Annotated in this window: 9 protein-coding genes and 1 tRNA gene; 4 read left to right on the forward strand and 6 right to left on the reverse strand. The window is 62.1% G+C overall.

Going from position 1 to position 17,696, the window contains the following annotated elements:
- Nucleotides 1-1,709: ATP-dependent nuclease (locus Y88_RS16140; protein ID WP_157132680.1), on the forward strand; the 1,709-nt coding region annotated here is incomplete at its 5' end.
- Nucleotides 1,706-3,436, forward strand: a complete 1,731-nt coding sequence (locus tag Y88_RS16145; RefSeq protein ID WP_008071144.1) for a UvrD-helicase domain-containing protein — start codon at nt 1,706-1,708, stop codon at nt 3,434-3,436. The genes Y88_RS16140 and Y88_RS16145, both read left to right, overlap by 4 nt.
- 222 nt (nt 3,437-3,658) lie before the next feature.
- Here the strand turns inward: Y88_RS16145 and Y88_RS16150 are convergent, their stop codons facing one another.
- From Y88_RS16150 to Y88_RS16170, 5 genes are all read right to left on the reverse strand, one after another.
- Nucleotides 3,659-4,855, reverse strand: coding sequence for a tyrosine-type recombinase/integrase (locus Y88_RS16150; protein ID WP_018076150.1), 1,197 nt, complete (start codon nt 4,853-4,855; stop codon nt 3,659-3,661).
- A 164-nt stretch (nt 4,856-5,019) separates the two neighbouring features.
- A tRNA-Thr gene (locus Y88_RS16155) sits at nt 5,020-5,095 on the reverse strand.
- A 99-nt stretch (nt 5,096-5,194) separates the two neighbouring features.
- Entirely contained in the window at nt 5,195-7,081 is a 1,887-nt protein-coding gene (locus Y88_RS16160; protein WP_018076149.1) for an AMP-binding protein, read from the reverse strand.
- Nucleotides 7,082-7,303: 222 nt separating this feature from the next.
- Nucleotides 7,304-9,067 (reverse strand): MFS transporter, encoded by a 1,764-nt coding sequence (locus tag Y88_RS16165; RefSeq protein ID WP_008071150.1) that lies wholly within the window; start codon nt 9,065-9,067, stop codon nt 7,304-7,306.
- A 168-nt stretch (nt 9,068-9,235) separates the two neighbouring features.
- The gene (locus Y88_RS16170; protein WP_008071154.1) at nt 9,236-10,789 is read right to left on the reverse strand and encodes a DcaP family trimeric outer membrane transporter; all 1,554 of its coding nucleotides are present in this window, start codon (nt 10,787-10,789) and stop codon (nt 9,236-9,238) included.
- 173 nt (nt 10,790-10,962) lie between these two features.
- Here Y88_RS16170 and acs point away from each other — a divergent pair, with 173 nt between their 5' ends.
- Entirely contained in the window at nt 10,963-12,912 is a 1,950-nt protein-coding gene (gene acs, locus Y88_RS16175; RefSeq protein ID WP_026167096.1) for an acetate--CoA ligase, read from the forward strand.
- A 331-nt stretch (nt 12,913-13,243) separates the two neighbouring features.
- Complete coding sequence (locus Y88_RS16180) at nt 13,244-13,897, forward strand: LuxR C-terminal-related transcriptional regulator (protein ID WP_008071161.1); 654 nt, start codon at nt 13,244-13,246, stop codon at nt 13,895-13,897.
- Here the strand turns inward: Y88_RS16180 and Y88_RS16185 are convergent.
- Nucleotides 13,871-17,230: a PAS-domain containing protein gene (locus Y88_RS16185; protein ID WP_008071162.1), complete on the reverse strand. Its 3,360-nt coding sequence runs from the start codon at nt 17,228-17,230 to the stop codon at nt 13,871-13,873. The genes Y88_RS16180 and Y88_RS16185 overlap by 27 nt on opposite strands.
- Between the last annotated feature and the right edge of the window lie 466 nt (nt 17,231-17,696).

Consider the following 17,696-nt stretch of genomic DNA (forward strand, 5'->3'; position numbering starts at 1 on the left):
CCATCGCTCTGATCGAATACTCTTGCTCGCTCAACAAAATCGCGCCGCTGCTCGATCTTCCCGACTACGAAGCCGGCGCCCAGAATGCCAACGAGGTACTGTTCAGACACCTCCGTGATGCAATCCCCGCCGCATATTCGATCAAGTGTTTCGCGATCGACCCGACCGACGCAAACAATCGCCGGGCGTTCGACGGCACCGCCGAACTCAAGGCGCTTTTGCAAACCGGCTTCGTCAAGGCGCAGCGCACCTTGGATATGGGCAAGCGGGGCGACACCGACGTGATCGGCAAGCTTCTCAACAAGCTCTTCCGCACGGCGAGCAATCTCAACGCATCGCCGGGCGATCAGGAAATCGCCACTCAGCTCAAGGCCGCCGTCGCGGGTATCGAACAGACGATGCAGGGCGATTTTGACGATCAGCTCAAGGGGCTGTTGCCGGCGCTGAACTCATTTGGATTTCCGAGCCTCAACGACACTGAGCTGCGCCCGCAGACGCAGATCGACGTTGAGAGCCTTCTGACCGACAACACCCGTATTCTCTACACGGGGACGGATGGAGTCCATCTGCCCGAGGGCTACAACGGCCTTGGAACGCGCAACCTGATCTATATCCTGCTTCAGCTCGAAGCCCTGCACAAAACCTATCGCAGCACCGCCACCCGACCGGGGACGCATCTCGTCTTCATCGAGGAGCCGGAAGCGCACCTGCATCCCCAGATGCAGGAAGTTTTCATCACGCAGCTCAACGAAGCCATAGCCACGCTTTCGGAAAAATATCCCGGAGAGCCTGTCTGGCAGGTGCAGTTCATCGTCTCCACGCACTCCTCGCATCTAGCGAACGCGGCCCAGTTCGACGCCATCCGGTATTTCCTCAACGAGCCGACCGCCGCGCAAGGCGTCAGGCGGACGAAGGTGAAGGATTTCCGCAAGGGCGCGGCTGCGATTCAGTCGGACGATCGTAGCTTCCTCCAGCAGTATATGACGCTGACGAAGTGTGACCTCTATTTCGCAGACAAGGTGATCCTCGTCGAAGGCGCGACCGAAAAAATCCTGATGCCCCGCATCCTGAAACTGGTGGATGACACGCTTCCCCCGGAAGCGAAGCTCTGCCGGCAATATATTACGACGATTGAGGTTGGCGGCGCGCACGCGCAGGTTTTCTACCCGCTGCTGGACTTCCTCGAGCTGAAGACGCTTATCGTCACCGACATCGACGCTGTGCGCCTGCATCCCGATGGCAAGCTGCGGAAATGCCTATGCGCGGAAGCGGAGCGGACTTCGAACAACGCCCTGAAAAGGTGGTTTGATGACGCCATGATCTCGGTCGCCGCGCTCACCGCGAAGACGCCGGCCGACAAAACGCGCCGATTCTGCCGCATCGCCTACCAAATGCCCGAGGACGGTTCAGCTCACACCGCGCGGAGTTACGAAGACGCGCTGATCCTTGCCAATCTCGATCGCTTCGGGATCGCCGACGATGCGGCTGCCGCACAGAACGCCTTCGATGCCGCGCAGGATTTCAAGAAGTCCGAGGAGGCTATCCGTTTCGCGATCATCGAGGCCGACTGGAACGTCCCCAAATACATCAGGGAGGGCCTCGTTTGGCTATCGGAGCCGCCGCCGGACGCGCCGCCGCCGATCGTTCCCGAAGACGTCCCGCCAGCGCCGGGTGGGGCCGACGCGCCAGCGGCCGAGGGGGCAGCGTGACCGGGCAACCATCGCCGGCAGTTGTAGCAGCTCAACAGGCACAGGCCCGCCTCGACGAATGCCTCGGCAACAGCCAGAATTTCCGGCTCGAAGCAGGCGCAGGAGCTGGCAAGACATATTCGCTGGTTGCGGCACTCAAGAAGATCATTGCCGAGAGCGGCCCGGCACTCATACACGCAGGGCAGCAGGTCGCGTGCATCACCTACACGGAGGTTGCCCGGCAGGAGATCGCTAACGAGATCGAGGAACACCCGGCCATCCTCGTCAACACCATCCACGGGTTCGGCTGGGCTTTCATCTCCCGGTTTCAAAAGACCCTGCGCGAACTCGTCGCCGCGCATGAGCCCTACAGCGAGGCGATCAAGGCGGCGGGCGGGATTCAGGATCAGCAGGTGGACTACAATCTCGGGTTCTTCGGGATCGACGAGAAACGGATCACCCTCAACCATGACGACGTTCCGCGCTTCCTCGCGGCGATGCTCGCCAACGCGAAATTCAAACGAATTCTCAAGAGCCTGTACCCCGTCCTTTTCATCGACGAGTATCAGGACACCGACCCGCTCGTGATGTCGGCGCTGGCCGATCATTTCTTCGCGTCGGGCGACGGTCCGATCACCGGTCTGTTCGGCGATCACTGGCAAACGATCTACCGCAAGGATCATGCGCTCCTCGATCTCCCCAACGTCGAGGGCATCGACAAGGGATCGAACTTTCGCTCGGTCCCGGTCATCGTGGATGTGCTCAACCGCCTGCGCCCGGAGCTTGTGCAGGAAGTCAACGACGTGGACGGGCAAGGCGAAGCCCGCTTTTTCCACACTAACTTGTTTGCCGGCGCGCGTGTCGATTCCCGCAACGGCAAACAGGAATTGCCCGAAGACTCGCACGCGGATTCGATCGAGCGCGTCCGTCAGACGTTACAGGACGAGGGCTGGGATTTCGATCCCGCGCGGACGAAGATCCTGATGCTCACCCACAACGCTATCGCGGCCGAGCGCGGTTATCCCAACATCGCCCGGATTTTCGATCGCAACGAGGCTTTCGCCAAGAAGGAGGACGCTGCGATTGCCTTCCTGGCCGATACCGTCGAGCCCATCTGCGCCGCCTACAAGGCGGGCAATTACGGGGAAATGTTCCGACTAATGGGCGGCATCCCGACCATCCGGAAGACGGCCGACAAGGCGCAATGGCAGGCCGACATGGACGCGCTAATCGCGCTTCGGGAAACTGGGACCATCGGCGAACTGATCGACCATCTGAAAGGTACGCGACGGCCGCGATTGAGCGATCGTGTCGTCCACCGAGAAGATGAGATCGCAAAGCTGGGGCCCGAGCCGACCGAGGATGAGCCGAAATCGCTCAAGCGCTACCGTGAGCTGCGAAACGTCCCCTATCGCGAGTTGATCGCCGTCACCGACTTCATCAATGGCTTCACGCCCTTCGCCACCCAGCACAGCGTGAAGGGGGCCGAGTTCGAAAACGTGCTCGTCATCCTAAGCGGCGGCTGGAATCACTACAACTGGCCGCAGTTTTTCGAACTGCTCACAACCGGCAAGATCACCGATAAGAACACGGGCGGCTTTCACCGCTGTCGCAATCTTTTCTATGTCGCCGTTTCCCGGCCGAAAAAACGCCTTGCTGTGCTCGCGACACAGGCACTTAGCGATGCGGCAATGGAAGCCGTTACAAAGCTATTCGGCGCTCAAAACGTGGTCGATCTGCCAATGTGACGCTGTGGAGGTACCGCGCAGTCGGTCATTTTCTGCCCCGAAGAAAGGGTGAACAGTTGGGTTCTTTCGCACGGAGGAGTTTTCCCACGTCATAGCCCTGGCTCCGGATCGTTTCGCCGGCTTCAGACAGAACCAGCCGTTCGCCGAAGTTGAAGTGAAGTCCGAGTCTGGTCGATTCCGTCCAGTGTGCTGGGCAGCCTTGTAGACGCTGCCCAGCCGCACTCACGCTGCGGAAAGTTTCAGGCCGCCCAGATAATCGCTCCACCACTGTGCCATCTTCACGCGCTCGTCCCAGTGCTGCCCCCTGGCGTAGGTGCCGCGCACAGCGTTCGAATGCCCATGCGCCAAGGCTCGCTCGATCGCATCGGAATGCCACAACCCGCTTTCGTTGAGCAGCGTGCTAGCGGTGGCCCGCCATCCGTGGGCCGTGACGGTCTCCTGATCGAAGCCCATGCGGCGAAATGCCAGGTTAATCGCGTTCTCGCAGATCGGCACGGTGAATTTGCGCTGGCCCGGGAACATGTAGGGCAATTGGCCAGTGCGGTCCTGCAGGGCCCGAAGCAATTCCAACGACTGGCGCGAAAGGGGCACAGAATGGGGCCGGCGCAGCTTGGTGCGCTCTGCCGGGACGCGCCAGATGGCGTCATCCCAGTCGATCTCCTCCCATCTGCCAAAGCGCAGCTCACCAGGTCGCAAGAACACGTGCGGCAGGATCTGCATGGCCAATTTGACAACTTCGGTGCCAGAAAACTCGTCGATGGCACGCAGCAGAATGCCAAGTTTGCGCGGCTCGAGAACGGCGGCGCGGTGCTTCACGATCGGCGCAGCCAAGGCGTCGTCGAGCAGGGCTGCAGGATCGTTCTTGCATAGCCCGAGAACGGCGCCGTGGCGGAACACCCGGCTGGCGAAGGCGCGGGTGCGACGCGCCGTCTCGCGCTTGCCTTCGCTTTCCACCTTGCGCAGGGCATTCAGCAAATCGGGAGTGGTAATGTCGACGATCGGCAAGTGGCCAACAGCGTGGGTCAGGTGCGAGAGAAACCAGCGAGCCTTATCAATCGTCGCGGGCGCCTTACCGCTACGCTCCAGCCGCACGCTGATGAAATCCTCAGCCACGGCACGGAACGTGTTGCTAGCTTGTAGGCGTGCCTCGATCTTCTTTTTGCGGCGCTCGACAGCCGGATCACCGCCGTCACGAATCAGATCGCGCGCCTTGTCCCGCATGGCGCGCGCCTCTTTCAGCCCTACCTCCGGCCACTGACCAAGAGACAAGCGCTTCTCGACGCCGTGGAGCCGATATTTGAAGTACCAGATCTTCGCCCCGGAGGGTCGGACCTCGAGATAGAGACCTTTTTCGTCGGGCTTGCGGTAGGGAGAGTTTGAAGCCAAAAACCCGTTTATTTGCAGAGCTTTAAGCGACATTTGGGGGCAACGCCTTTTGCTAGGCTCCCGTTTCCCCCAGAAATGCCCCCACTTGGCATGAAAAGTGGTGAGAAATCATGGGACAAAGCGAGAACGTCCGGAGGATAAAATCGACCGAAAATCCAGCTAAATCAATGCGTTGAGACGTCTTGGGAAAAAGCCCCTGGTGCCGCTTACGTGACTCGAACACGTGACCCCATCATTACGAATGATGTGCTCTACCAACTGAGCTAAAGCGGCGTGCCTTGGGTGGCAGGAAGCGTGCCTTTAACGAGGGGTGCGGCGGCTGGCAATGGGGTTGAAGGCGCCGCACCCCTATTTTTTTCGTCTTGTTGTGGATCAGTCGACAGCGACAGTCGGATGGACGGCCGCGACCAGCAGGGCCGGGACGGCGGGGTCGTCGATCGTGGCCGGAGTGGTGAATTCCTCGCCGTTGACGATCTTGCGCAGAAGGTTGCGCAGGATCTTGCCCGAGCGAGTCTTGGGCAACTGCTGCACGACATAGGCGGTCTTGAGCGCGGCGACGGCACCCAGTTCGCGGCGGACGGCGGCGATGACGGCAGCATGGAGCGCCGCTTCATCCGCGAGCCCGGCGCGAGGGACAACGAATGCGACCGGGATCATGCCCTTGATCGCGTCGTCGGCACCGATGACCGCGCATTCGGCAACGCCCGGCGTTGCCGCGACGATCTGCTCCATCTGCCCGGTCGAGAGACGGTGTCCGGCGACATTGATGATGTCGTCGGTGCGCCCCATGATGTGCACGAAGCCGTCGGCGTCGATGTACCCGGCGTCGCCCGTCTCGTACCAGCCGGGAAACGCGAGGAAGTTCTTCTGGTAGCCCTTGTGATTGTTCCACAGCGTGCGGAACGCACCGGGGGCCAGCGGCTCGCGCATGACGACTGCACCGCTGTCGCCGTTGGGAACCGGATGGCCCATTTCATCGAGCACCGCGAAATCATAGCCGGGGACCGGGAAACCGGCACTGCCCCGACGGCGGCGAGTGTCGCCGAGCGCGAAACACGTCGCAAGCGCGGGCCAGCCGAGTTCGGTCTGCCACCAGTGGTCGATCACCGGCAGGCCGCTCTGTTCTTCGGCCCAGGCAATGGTTTCGGGGTCGGCGCGTTCGCCGGCGAGGAAAATCGCGCGGCAATCACCGATACCGATCGAACGCATCAATTCGCCATCGGGATCTTCCTTGCGCACGGCGCGGATCGCGGTCGGCGCAGTGAAGAAGGTCTTCACGCCATGGCGGACGATAGTGCGCCAGAACGTACCCGCGTCGGGCGTGCCGACCGGCTTGCCTTCGAACAGGACCGTCGTCGCCCCGACCAGCAGCGGCGCATAGACGATATAGCTGTGCCCGACGACCCAGCCCACGTCGGACGCGGCCCAGAACACATCGCCCGGGGCAATGTCATAGATATTGGCCATCGACCAGGTGAGCGCGACGGCATGGCCGCCGTTTTCGCGCACGACACCCTTGGGGGTGCCGGTCGTGCCCGAGGTATAGAGGATATAGAGCGGGTCTTCCGACTTGACCGGAACCGGAGCGGGGATTGGATCGGTCGCAGTGGCGGCGCGCAAGTCGGCCCAGTCGATGTCGCGCGGCGCGACGATCTCGCCCTGCTGGCGATCGCGCTGGAACAGGACGACGCGTTCGATCTGATGCGTCGACAGGCGCAGCGCCTCATCCACCATCGGCTTGTACCCGATCGTGCGCGATCCCTCGATCCCGCACGAGGCCGCGAGCAGAACGCGCGGGGTGGCGTCATCGATGCGCTTGGCGAGTTCGAGCGGTGCAAAGCCGCCGAAGACGACCGAGTGAACGGCCCCGAGCCGCGCACAGGCCAGCATCGCGAAAACCGTTTCGGGGATCATCGGCATATAGATAACGACGCGATCGCCCTTCGCGATCCCGAGCGCGGCCAGCATCGCGGCAACGCGACCGACTTCCTCGCCCAGTTCGGCATAAGTGTAATGCCGAACCGAATCGGTGACCGGGCTGTCATGGATCAGCGCCAACGAATCCCCTCGCCCGGCGGCGATGTGACGATCGACCATGTTGTAGCAGGTGTTGAGAACGCCGCCGCCGAACCAGCCGGTTTCGTCATTCCATGCCTGGGCCGGAGGGGCGAACCAATCGACCGCCTCAGCTGCTTCGGACCAGAAACCTTCGCGATCTTCGATGCTTCGCTGCCACGCGCGGCGATAGGCGTCGCTCATCCCAATTTTTCCTTCCACTCCCTGCCCGCCGTTACCCGGCTGCGCCATCTTATAAGGTCGCGGGGGCATGCTCTCTCGACACCGATTACTTGACTTACCGGCCGCCCCCACGCGAGCGAGACTTTTAGCTAATATACGTCACTGACACGCAGAAAGGGGCAGGAACGGTCCCGTCCTGCCCCTTTCATTCACGCAACTCCATCAAGTCGCGAGGAAGTTCAATCAGTCATCGATATTGTTCTTGTTCGTTTCCGGAAGGATGAACAGACCCACGACCGCAGTAAAGGCCGCAACGATCACCGGATACCACAGGCCGTAATAGATGTTCCCGTTGGCAGCGACCATGGCGAAACCGATCGCCGGGAGCAGACCGCCGAGCCAGCCGTTACCGATATGATAGGGCAGCGACATCGACGAGTAGCGGATACGGCTGGGGAACAGTTCGACCAGCATGGCCGCGATCGGCCCATAGACCATGGTCACCAGGAGGACGAGGTACCACAGCAGCAGGATGACGAGCGGCGTGTTGATCCGGGCGGGATCGGCCTTCGTCGGGTAACCGACCTTTTCGAGCGCACCGATGATGGCAGGCTTGGCCTCGACGGCAGGCTTGCCGGCTTCGGCGGGCTTGGCGGCGACGGCAGGCTTGCCGACGACGGTCCGGGCGAACGCCTCGATCGCTTCCTTGCGGGCAGGACCAGCCAGCTTGGTCGGATCGGGAGCGGAGAAGGTTTCGTTGCCGATGGTGATCGACGCCAGCGTGCCGGGAGCGGCAGGCGCGTTGCGATAGTTGACGCCGGCCTTGGCAAGCATCGCCTTGATGATATCGCAGCTGGTGGTGTCGAACGTCTTGCCGCCGACGGGGTCGAACTGTGACGAGCATTCATCGGGGTTGGCGGTGACGGTGACGGGGGCATTGACCTGTGCCGCGGCAAGAGCCGGGTTGGCCGCCTCGGTCAGAGCGTGGAAAGTGGGGAACAGGGTGGCAGCGGCAAGAGCGCAACCGGTGAGGATGATCGGCTTGCGACCGATCTTGTCCGACAGGCGACCGAAGACCAGGAAGAACGGCGTCGCCATCAGCAGCGAGACGGTCATCAGGGTATTGGCAGTCAGACCTTCGACCTTGAGCATCTTTTCAAGGAAGAACATCGTGTAGAGCTGGCCGGTGTACCAGACCACGGCCTGCCCGGCGATCGCGCCGAAGAAGGCAGTGATGACGACCTTCAGATTGCGCCACTGGCCGAACGCTTCGGTCAGGGGAGCCTTCGAACCTGTGCCTTCTTCCTTCATCTTCTGGAAGACGGGCGATTCATGCAGCTTGAGACGCAGCCACAGCCCGAAGATCAGGAACACGCCCGACAGCAGGTAGGGAATGCGCCAGCCCCATTCCTTGAACGCGGCTTCGCCCACGCCGACCGAAGGCGAGCGGACGAGAATGACGATGAACAGCGCCATCGCCAGACCCGCGGTCGCGGTGATCTGGATCCAGCTGGTATAGAGGCCGCGCTTGTCGTTGGGAGCATGTTCGGCGACATAGGATGCCGCGCCGCCATATTCGCCGCCCAGAGCCAGACCCTGGATCATGCGCAGGGCGACCAGCATCGCGGGCGCCGCGACACCGACCGATTTGTACGTGGGGAGACAGCCGACCAGGAACGTCGAGAGCCCCATCACGGTCAGAGTAATGATGAAGGTGTAGCGACGACCGAACGTGTCGCCGATCCAGCCGAAAACAAGCGCACCGAACGGACGCACGATGAACCCGGCCGCAAAGACCAGCAGCGCCATGATGTAGGACGTGGTCGGGTTGAGACCGGTCAGGAACTGCGCCGCGATGATCGCGGTCAGAAGACCGTAGAGATAGAAGTCATACCATTCGAACACCGTGCCGAGCGAGCTGGCAGTAATGACCAGCTTTTCGCTGTGCGTTGCGGTGTGATGTCTCGGCAGAGAGGCGTTCGCCCCCGGATCGTGCACGGTCGCCATATTTCAGTTGCTCCTTCCCATGAACCGGTCGGGCACAGGCTCTCACGCCCGAACCTGCCGGTTCATCCCCAGATTTAGAGTGGACCCAAAACTTCCTGCCCCGCTTTGCCGCGGGGACAGTTTTCATTGATTATTGTGTCGCCGCGCCGGACAGACCGGCGCGAACGATCAGAAGCTATACTTCGCCGCGAAATCGAACTTGTCGACATGGCCGTTCAGCCCATCGACAATCTCGCGATTACCGTGACGGTATTCGATGCCCAGGTCGACGTTGCTGACCGGCGAGAAGAAGACGTTGCCCGCCGCGCTCCATGCCTCGCGGTTGTACGTGCCGACGCCCAGCGCGGAATGGTCGAGATAACCGGCGTAATTGACCTTCTGCCAGCTGCCGATCAGGTTGACGCGCCATTGCTTGTCGATGGCGATGTGACCAGCCCCGAACAGACCGATATTGCGGACCGCACCGAGATTGCCGTTCGCCTGCAGCACGGCGTCGGGGCTGAAGTTCAGACCCAGATAGCGGCCGATGCCTTCGCCATACGTCGCCTGGAAGCGAATGTCGCTGAGATGGTTGGCGCTGAGGAAGATCTTGCCCTGGGCGCTGACACCCCAACCCAGACGGGAATCGACGATATGGGCCGCCCCGGTCTTGGCATTGTCGACGCGCAGTTCGCGCCAGACCGTGGCGAGATCGAGCAGGCCGAACGAGCTGACATATTCCAGACGCGCGGTCGCGTCGGGTGCATGATCCTCGCCGTTTTCGATCAGGCCCGCCGCGCCGACCGTGGCCGAAGCGGTTTCGGGATTTTCGACCGCGAGGTAGAGCTTGGTGTTCTTCGCCACCGGCAGCGCGTAACGCACCATCGGCTGACGCGCGAAGATCAGGCCATCGATACCGCCGACATAGTCGGTGCTTTCCGGCAAGGTCGCGACGTTTTCGAAGTTGGTGAAGTCCTGCCCGAAGGTCCAGCGGTCGAACTGGATGAACGCGCGACGCATAGCAAGGTCATAGGCGTTGGTCGTGCGCTGCGTCCCCTGACCCAGGGCCATCGGCGTACCCGGCGCGGCCTGGAAGTCGAATTCGATATAGGCCTTGAGCGCGTGACGGCCGAGCTTCGTATTGGCGTCCACCCAGAAACGGGTCTGCTTGGCACTGAAATCGGTAACGGTAGTCGGCGAGGAAGGCGAAGCCGGATTGAAGACCGGCACCGACTGCGGCAAGTAGAGGTCGCGACCCAGGGTGTTGGTCGGAACGTCGCCGCCGTTATAGCGCGCGCTGCTCGCGACCAGCTTGATATAGCCGGACAGGACGACGTTCGAGTTGCCCGAGCGGAAGCCCTGCTTGGGCGTCGCATCAGCCAGCGTGTCGACCTTCTTCTGCGTCTCGACGCTGCGCACGCTGGCGGCTTCCGCGGTACGGGTGGCGGTGATCGCCTCGGCACGGGCGGCGGCCGCATCCTGCTGAACGGCGGCAAACTGTTCGGTCGAAACGGGAGCCTGGGCAGGGACCGGCGTCGTCGACGCCTGCTGCGCCTTGGCAGCCTTCAACGCGCCGCGCAGTTCGGAAACTTCGTCCTCAAGCTTCTGAAGGCGGGCTTCGAGTTCAGCCTCATGGGTGTTCTTTGCGCTGTGATGGACCGGACGCGCCATGCCCACGGTCGGGACGACCAAGGCCGCGGCTGTCAACAAGGCAGTCGTGTAGCGCAGATGCCAGAGCACCATTAAATCCTCTCCTGTAGGTGTCCATCTTGTGAGACACTGTTTCCGCACATTCATGGTATCCCCGCTTTGCAACCAGCGAGAGATTGGTCTTATATTTACGACCATGGTCTATACGCGGCTTTAAAGACCGCTGCGGTAAAACCGTCGCAATAATAAAGAGGAGAGCCTGACAAATGGGTGAGGCCATTTACCCGGTGCCAGCCGAATGGGCGGCGTCAGCACTGATCGACGAAGCGCGGTACTTTGAAATGTACCGCCGTTCAGTCGAAGAACCTGAGTCATTCTGGACAGAAGAGGCAAAGCGGCTTGATTGGATAAAGCCATTCACAAAGGCAAAAAATACTTCATTTTATGAAGACGATTTCGGGATTCGCTGGTTCGAAGACGGAACACTGAATCTCTCTGCGAATTGCCTTGATCGCCATCTCGCCACCCGCGGCGACGACATCGCCATCATCTGGGAACCCGACAGCCCCACCGAACCCAATCGCAAGATTACGTACCGCGATCTCCATGCCGAAGTGTGCCGTTTCGCAAACCTTCTGAAATCAAAGGGGATCAAGCGCGGAGAGCGCGTCACGATCTATCTGCCGATGGTTCCCGAGGCGGCGGTGGCCATGTTGGCCTGTGCGCGAATCGGCGCGATCCATTCCATCGTCTTCGCGGGGTTTTCGCCCGACGCTCTTGCCGGACGAATCACCGACTGCGACAGCCGGCTTGTCGTCACCACCGATGAAGGGTTGCGCGGAGGACGCCGCGTACCGCTCAAGGCCAATGTCGACGAGGCGCTCAAGCAGTGCAGTGGCGTCGAAACCGTCATCGTGCTCAAGCGCACCGGCGCCGACATCCCGATGGAAGAGGGCCGCGACTTCGACTGGGCCAGCGCGGTTGCGGAACAGTCGACCGACTGCCCGCCCGAGGAAATGAACGCGGAAGATCCGCTGTTCATCCTTTACACCTCGGGATCGACCGGCAAGCCGAAAGGCGTGCTGCACACCACCGGCGGCTATGCGGTCTGGGCCTCGCTCACTCACCAGTACGTGTTCGATTACCGCCCTGGCCAGATCTATTGGTGCGCGGCCGACGTGGGCTGGGTGACCGGACATTCCTATGTCGTCTACGGACCGCTCGCCAACGGCGCGACGACCGTGATGTTCGAAGGCGTTCCCAATTATCCCGATCCGAGCCGGTTCTGGCAGATCGTCGACAAGTATGAAGTCGAGATCTTCTATGGCGCTCCCACGGCCCTGCGCGCGCTGATGCGCGAAGGCGACGAGTGGGTCCACCGCACGAGCCGCAAATCGCTGCGCGTGCTCGGCTCGGTAGGCGAACCGATCAATCCCGAAGCCTGGGAATGGTATCACAAGGTCATCGGCGAAGGGCGCTGCCCCATCGTCGACACCTGGTGGCAGACCGAAACCGGCGGCGCGATGATCACCCCCCTGCCCGGCGCGACCCCGCTCAAGCCCGGCTCGGCAAGCCGCCCGATGTTCGGCGTCCAACCCGCTCTCGTCGACAATGACGGCAACGTCATCGAAGGTGCGGCAGACGGCTGCCTTGTCATCACCGACAGCTGGCCGGGACAGATGCGCACGGTCTGGGGCGATCACGAACGCTTTTTCCAGACGTATTTCAGCACGTTCAAGGGGACCTATTTCACCGGGGACGGATGCCGTCGCGACGAAGACGGCTATTACTGGATCACCGGGCGCATCGACGACGTGATCAACGTGTCAGGCCATCGCATGGGCACGGCCGAAATCGAAAGCGCGCTGGTCGCCCACCCCAAAGTGGCCGAAGCCGCGGTTGTCGGCATGCCGCACGAGATCAAGGGCCAGGGCATCTATGCCTTTGTCACCTGCAATGCCGAAGTCGATCCCGACGACGCCTTGCGCAAGGAACTGGTCCAATGGGTCCGGCAGGAAATCGGCCCGATCGCGACCCCGGACGTGATCCAGTTCGCGCCGGGCCTGCCCAAGACCCGCTCGGGCAAGATCATGCGGCGCATCCTGCGCAAGATCGGCGAGAACGACATGTCGAACCTGGGCGACACATCGACTCTGGCCGATCCGTCGGTTGTCGATAATCTGATCGCCAATCGGCCGCAGCTGGCGCCCGCCTGATTCTCGGGATCGAAACCCGGGGTTCCATGTGCCGGACACCCTTTCCGCCTCTTTGCGAGGCGGGAAGGTGCCGGTATCGGACATTTCATTGATCTTGCGTCGCAACAGCAAACTTTGCGGCGAATACACGTGTTTTTCCCCGATTTCCGCTCTTGCCGATCCCTTCGTCCGGCAATAACGAAGCATCTCGTAGCGCCATCCGGAACGGCCGCGTCCTCGGCCCCCCTCCGGATGGAATGGCGGGGTGAAGGTGGCGCCCTGCCACCGCGACCGCGCTTTATGCGGACGTGGTGGATGCCATCGACATTCCGCGCGACAAGAGGGAGAAACCTTGAATCCCACTGTCCTCATCGCTGATGACCATCCGCTGTTCCGACAGGCACTTGCGATGGCCCTTGCGACCATCGTCCCCGGCGCCAGGATCATAGAGGCTGGCACCCTTGCGACAGCAGCCAAGGCTGCGGCCGATACGCCGGACCTGTCCCTCATCACTCTCGACCTGAAAATGCCCGGCGCTGTCGGGTACTCCGGCATTGCCCTCCTCCACGCGGAACGTCCCTCCGTTCCGATCCTGGTGGTTTCGGGCGCCGACAACGCCAATGCCGCCGATGAAGCGCGCGCGTTCGGTGCCGTCGGTTTCCTGCGCAAGGATGCCGATCTCCCCCAGATCGAAGCGGCAATCCGTGGCGCGCTCGAGCGTCCCGATGCCGAAGCACCGGTCGATCCGGAGGCTATCAACGCCCCTGCCCCGGTCAATCCCGTCGAACGGGTGCGCGGCACGGTCGCCGGCCTCACGCCGACGCAGCTCAAAGTCCTGCTCGCCGTTCTTGAAGGCAAGCTCAACAAGCAGATCGCCTATGACCTCGGCATGAGCGAGGCGACCGTCAAGGCGCACATGACCGCGATCATGCGCAAGCTCGACGTGCAGAACCGGACCCAGGCGGCCTTGGCCGCCCGTTCACTGGGCCTCGACCTCGCGATGTGAAGCTCGGGCGAGAAACGCCGCAAGATCGGCGGGCTCGACCGGCTTGGCATAGAAAGGAACACCGCGCTGGCGCAATTGCGCCCTCAGCGTGGTGTTCTGCGTGGCGCTGATCACCGCCAAAGGCAAATTGGGCAGCTCGGCCCGCAGATTGTCGATCAGGTCGAGCCCGTTCTCACCGTGATCGAGATCATAATCGATCAGAGCGACATCGGCCTGGCGTGCAAGCGGCAGGGCTTCGGCAATTTCCCGCGCGGCCAGCATCTCGTGGCCCAGACTGGCCAGAAGCGCCTCGCTCGCCTCGATGATGAGCGGATCGTTATCGACCACTAGCACCCGCAACGATCGCGTCGCCTGCTCTCCGGTCATATCCGGCAAGGCATCGTGAAGCGGGACAACCGCGGATACCGGGGCAATCATCACGCCAAACCGGCTGCCGCGCCCCGGCCGCGAGGCCAGCTCGATCCGCAGGTCGAGCAGACGGGCAATGCGCTCGACCATCGCGAGCCCCAGCCCGAGCCCTTCGGCATCAACCGTCCCCAAACGGGTGAACTCGCTGAAAATCGCTTTCTGCTGCTCGGCGGGAATGCCGACCCCGGTGTCGATCACGTCGATGCGCAGGAAATCCCCGCGCTGTCGCACGCCGATCACGACCCCGCCGCTCTCGGTATAGCGCACGGCATTGGTCAGCAGGTTCTGCACCACCGATCGCAGGAGGCCCGCATCGGTGCAGACCGCCCCATAGAGCGGCCCTGTCACAAGACGCAGCCCCTTCTGCTCGGCCAGCGGACGAACCCCTTCGGCAACGTCGCGCAGGAACGGCGCCAGTGCGATCACTTCGGGATGGGGCTGGATTCCCCCGGCATCGAGCCGGGAAATGTCAAGCAGGGCCCTGAGCAAGGCCTCAGCCGCACTGATGGCCCGCTCAACCCGCCCAACCAACGGACGCAGCGCTTCCCCGGCCTGACGATCGAGCGCGGCCAGGAACAGCCGTGCGGCATGAAGCGGCTGAAGGAGATCGTGACTGGCCGCGGCCAGAAAACGCGTCTTGTCCCGCGTTGATTCGGCAAGGCGGTGATTGGCTTCGGACAATTCGCGCGTGCGGGCGGTCACGCGGTTTTCCAGTTCCTCGAGCATGTGCTCGAGTTCTCCGCGCATCTCGACTTCCCGCGTCACATCCGTGAAGGACGTCAGATACCCCCCTCCGGGCATCGGACCGCCGACCGACTTCATCACCCGCCCACCGTGTCGGATGCGCTCAGACACATAAGGCTGGCGCGCCCGCAGGCGGGACAGACGCCGCTCGACCTGCTGATCCATCGGCCCGGGAAAGCCCCCGCGCTCAATGTTGAAACGAATGAGGTCGGCGATGGGCACCCCGACCCGCACCAATCCCGGCGGATAGCCGAACAATTCGATGTAGAGCGAATTCCAGGCCACCAGATTGAGCTCGGCGTCGACGACGCTGATCCCAGAAGGCAGGTTTTCGAAGGATGCGGCGAGCAACTGGCGCGAAAAGCGGAGCGATTGCCCACCTTCGTCCAGAAGCCGGGTCACATCGTCGATTCCCATGTGCCCTCCGGCCAGAGCCGAAGCGACAAGCGCACGAGCGGACGAGGGCCCGACAACACCGGCGATGAGATCCTGCGCACGTCGCGCTGCGGTCCGGTCAACCTTGGCATGATGCAAAGCAGGGGGGAATGCCTCTTCGGTCCGCTCCGCGCCGATGAACCGAGCCGTCAGTTGCGCAAGTTCGCCCTGGTTTCGGACATGCCGCGCTCCACGTACGAGCAAAGGCCGATCCCCCTGCCCCTCGCGACCGGCGGTCGTCGCGATCAGCACGACGCAATTCACGGTCAGGGACCAGATCACCCCATGCACAAAGGGGCTCGCGTGTCCGACGCCAAACAAGTGCAAGGGATCAAACGGCGTTTCCTTGAACGCTTCCAACCAGCTTGGCGGCAGGATGGGCGGCAAGGCCAGCGTCCAGAGCCAAAGACTGAACCCTGCGGCAAGGCTCAGGCGTCCGGCAATCGGATCACGCCCCTTGCCATAGACCGCCAAAAGAAAATGGGGGCTGAATTGCGCCATGCCCGCAAAAGCGATCAGACCGATCGACGCGAGCGAACTGCGTGCAGGCAAGAGGAGCGCCCAGGACAATGACGCGCCGATCACCGCAATGATCGCCAGACGCCGCACGCCCATCATCTGCCGCCCGACATGGCCGTTCCCGACTTCGGCTGCCCCACTGCGGAGGACCGCCGGGAAAATGAGGTCGTTCGACACCATGATCGCCAGTGCAGTCGTGTCGACGATCACCATCGCTGCTGCCGAGCTGATCCCCCCAAGCAGAGCCGCAATCACCGGCCAGCGCATGTGCCCGGCAAAGGGGATGCGCAACACGAAGAGATCGGGCGCCGCATCACGCGGCAGGGCGACGAGACCAGCAAGCGCGATCGGCAAGATCATCGCCGCCATGGCCGCGATATAGGCCGCCAGACCAAACCGTGCGGCGTGCAAGTCATGCGGATCACGCGCTTCGGCCAGCCCCATGAAAAACTGGCGCGGCAGGACGACGATGGCCAGCGCCGAAGTCAGCAGGATCACCCCGAAGTCGATCGAGAGTGCTGCCGGGCGGAAGTGCTCCTGCAACAGTTGCATGCTCTGCTCGACCCGGATCGCAGGCGCCGCGGCAACCACTTTCAGGCTGACCCCCGCCACGACGATCAGCGCAACCAGCTTGATCGTCGATTCCAGTGCGATGGAGAACATGAGGCCTTCGGTTCGCCCCGCCACTTCATAGCGCCGCGCCCCGAACAGGATTGCAAAGAGGCCAAGCACCATTGCCGCCGCGATCATCACCGGCCCGGCGACATCGCGCGATGACAGCAAGGCGATCGCGATCCCAATCGAGCGTAACTGCAAGGCGACATAGGGAACGATCGCGCTCAGCGCAGTCAAAGTGACAAGCCGCGCCATTCCGGGATCATGACCAAAGCGCGCGGCAATGAAATCCGAAATGGTCGCCGCCTTTTCCTCGTCGACCGCATCCCCCAGCTTCTGGAGAAAACCCGGTGCCAGCAGAAGCAGGAGACAAGGGGCGAGATAGATGGGCAGGTAATTCCACCCCTCGCGCACGGCGCTTCCGACGGATCCGTAAAACGTCCAGCTCGAGCAGTAGACACCCAGACCGAGCGTATAGACCCGGTGGCGCCAGCGGCCCCGAAACGCGATACGCGGTATCTCGCGTGCACTGTCGGCCTCGACCGCAGCCGCCACGATGAACAAAAGACCAATGAGGCAAAGCGAAAACAACGCCGCGAGGCCAAGGCTCATGAACCCAATCCTTGTTGCCCCCGAACCATGTGCCGTAATGGCGAGCGGCCGAAAGGTCTACCGCAGTCCGTCTGCCTCACATCCTCGTGCGACAGTTCCTGCCTGTAAACGGCATTGTCTCTGAACGACATGGATTGAGAAGACGTAACGCCCGGCGCGGTGCGATTTTTTCGCATCCCCTCCCAAGACCGCGCCGGGCGAACGTCTTTGACGGTGACGCCATTTTAGCGTGTTTTTTGACGCAAGTCAGCCGGAATTAAAAAGGTGCGGAAAATGTCTCGCATTCGATTCACCGGGTATGAAGAGCCTTAAGCAGGCGAAAAATATCCAGGAAATTGAAGCCATTGCCGATCCGAGCTTGGCTGTTCTTCCGCCCTTCCACCTCGCCGCAACCGCACTTTACCTCACCGAGGGTCCGACATTCCGAAATATTGTGCATTGCACAAAAACGAATCTCTCATTTTCG

This window comes from Novosphingobium nitrogenifigens DSM 19370 (assembly GCF_000192575.1).
In the GTDB taxonomy this organism is placed as follows: Bacteria; Pseudomonadota; Alphaproteobacteria; order Sphingomonadales; family Sphingomonadaceae; genus Novosphingobium; species Novosphingobium nitrogenifigens.

Bases quoted from the DNA above. Each gene is read 5' to 3' on its own strand.
- acs (WP_026167096.1), top strand. From the start codon at position 10,963: ATGGGTGAGGCCATTTACCCGGTGCCAGCCGAATGGGCGGCGTCAGCA.
- Y88_RS16165 (WP_008071150.1), bottom strand. From the start codon at position 9,067: ATGGCGACCGTGCACGATCCGGGGGCGAACGCCTCTCTGCCGAGACAT.
- Y88_RS16150 (WP_018076150.1), bottom strand. From the start codon at position 4,855: ATGTCGCTTAAAGCTCTGCAAATAAACGGGTTTTTGGCTTCAAACTCT.
- Y88_RS16160 (WP_018076149.1), bottom strand. From the start codon at position 7,081: ATGAGCGACGCCTATCGCCGCGCGTGGCAGCGAAGCATCGAAGATCGC.
- Y88_RS16185 (WP_008071162.1), bottom strand. From the start codon at position 17,230: ATGAGCCTTGGCCTCGCGGCGTTGTTTTCGCTTTGCCTCATTGGTCTT.
- Y88_RS16170 (WP_008071154.1), bottom strand. From the start codon at position 10,789: ATGGTGCTCTGGCATCTGCGCTACACGACTGCCTTGTTGACAGCCGCG.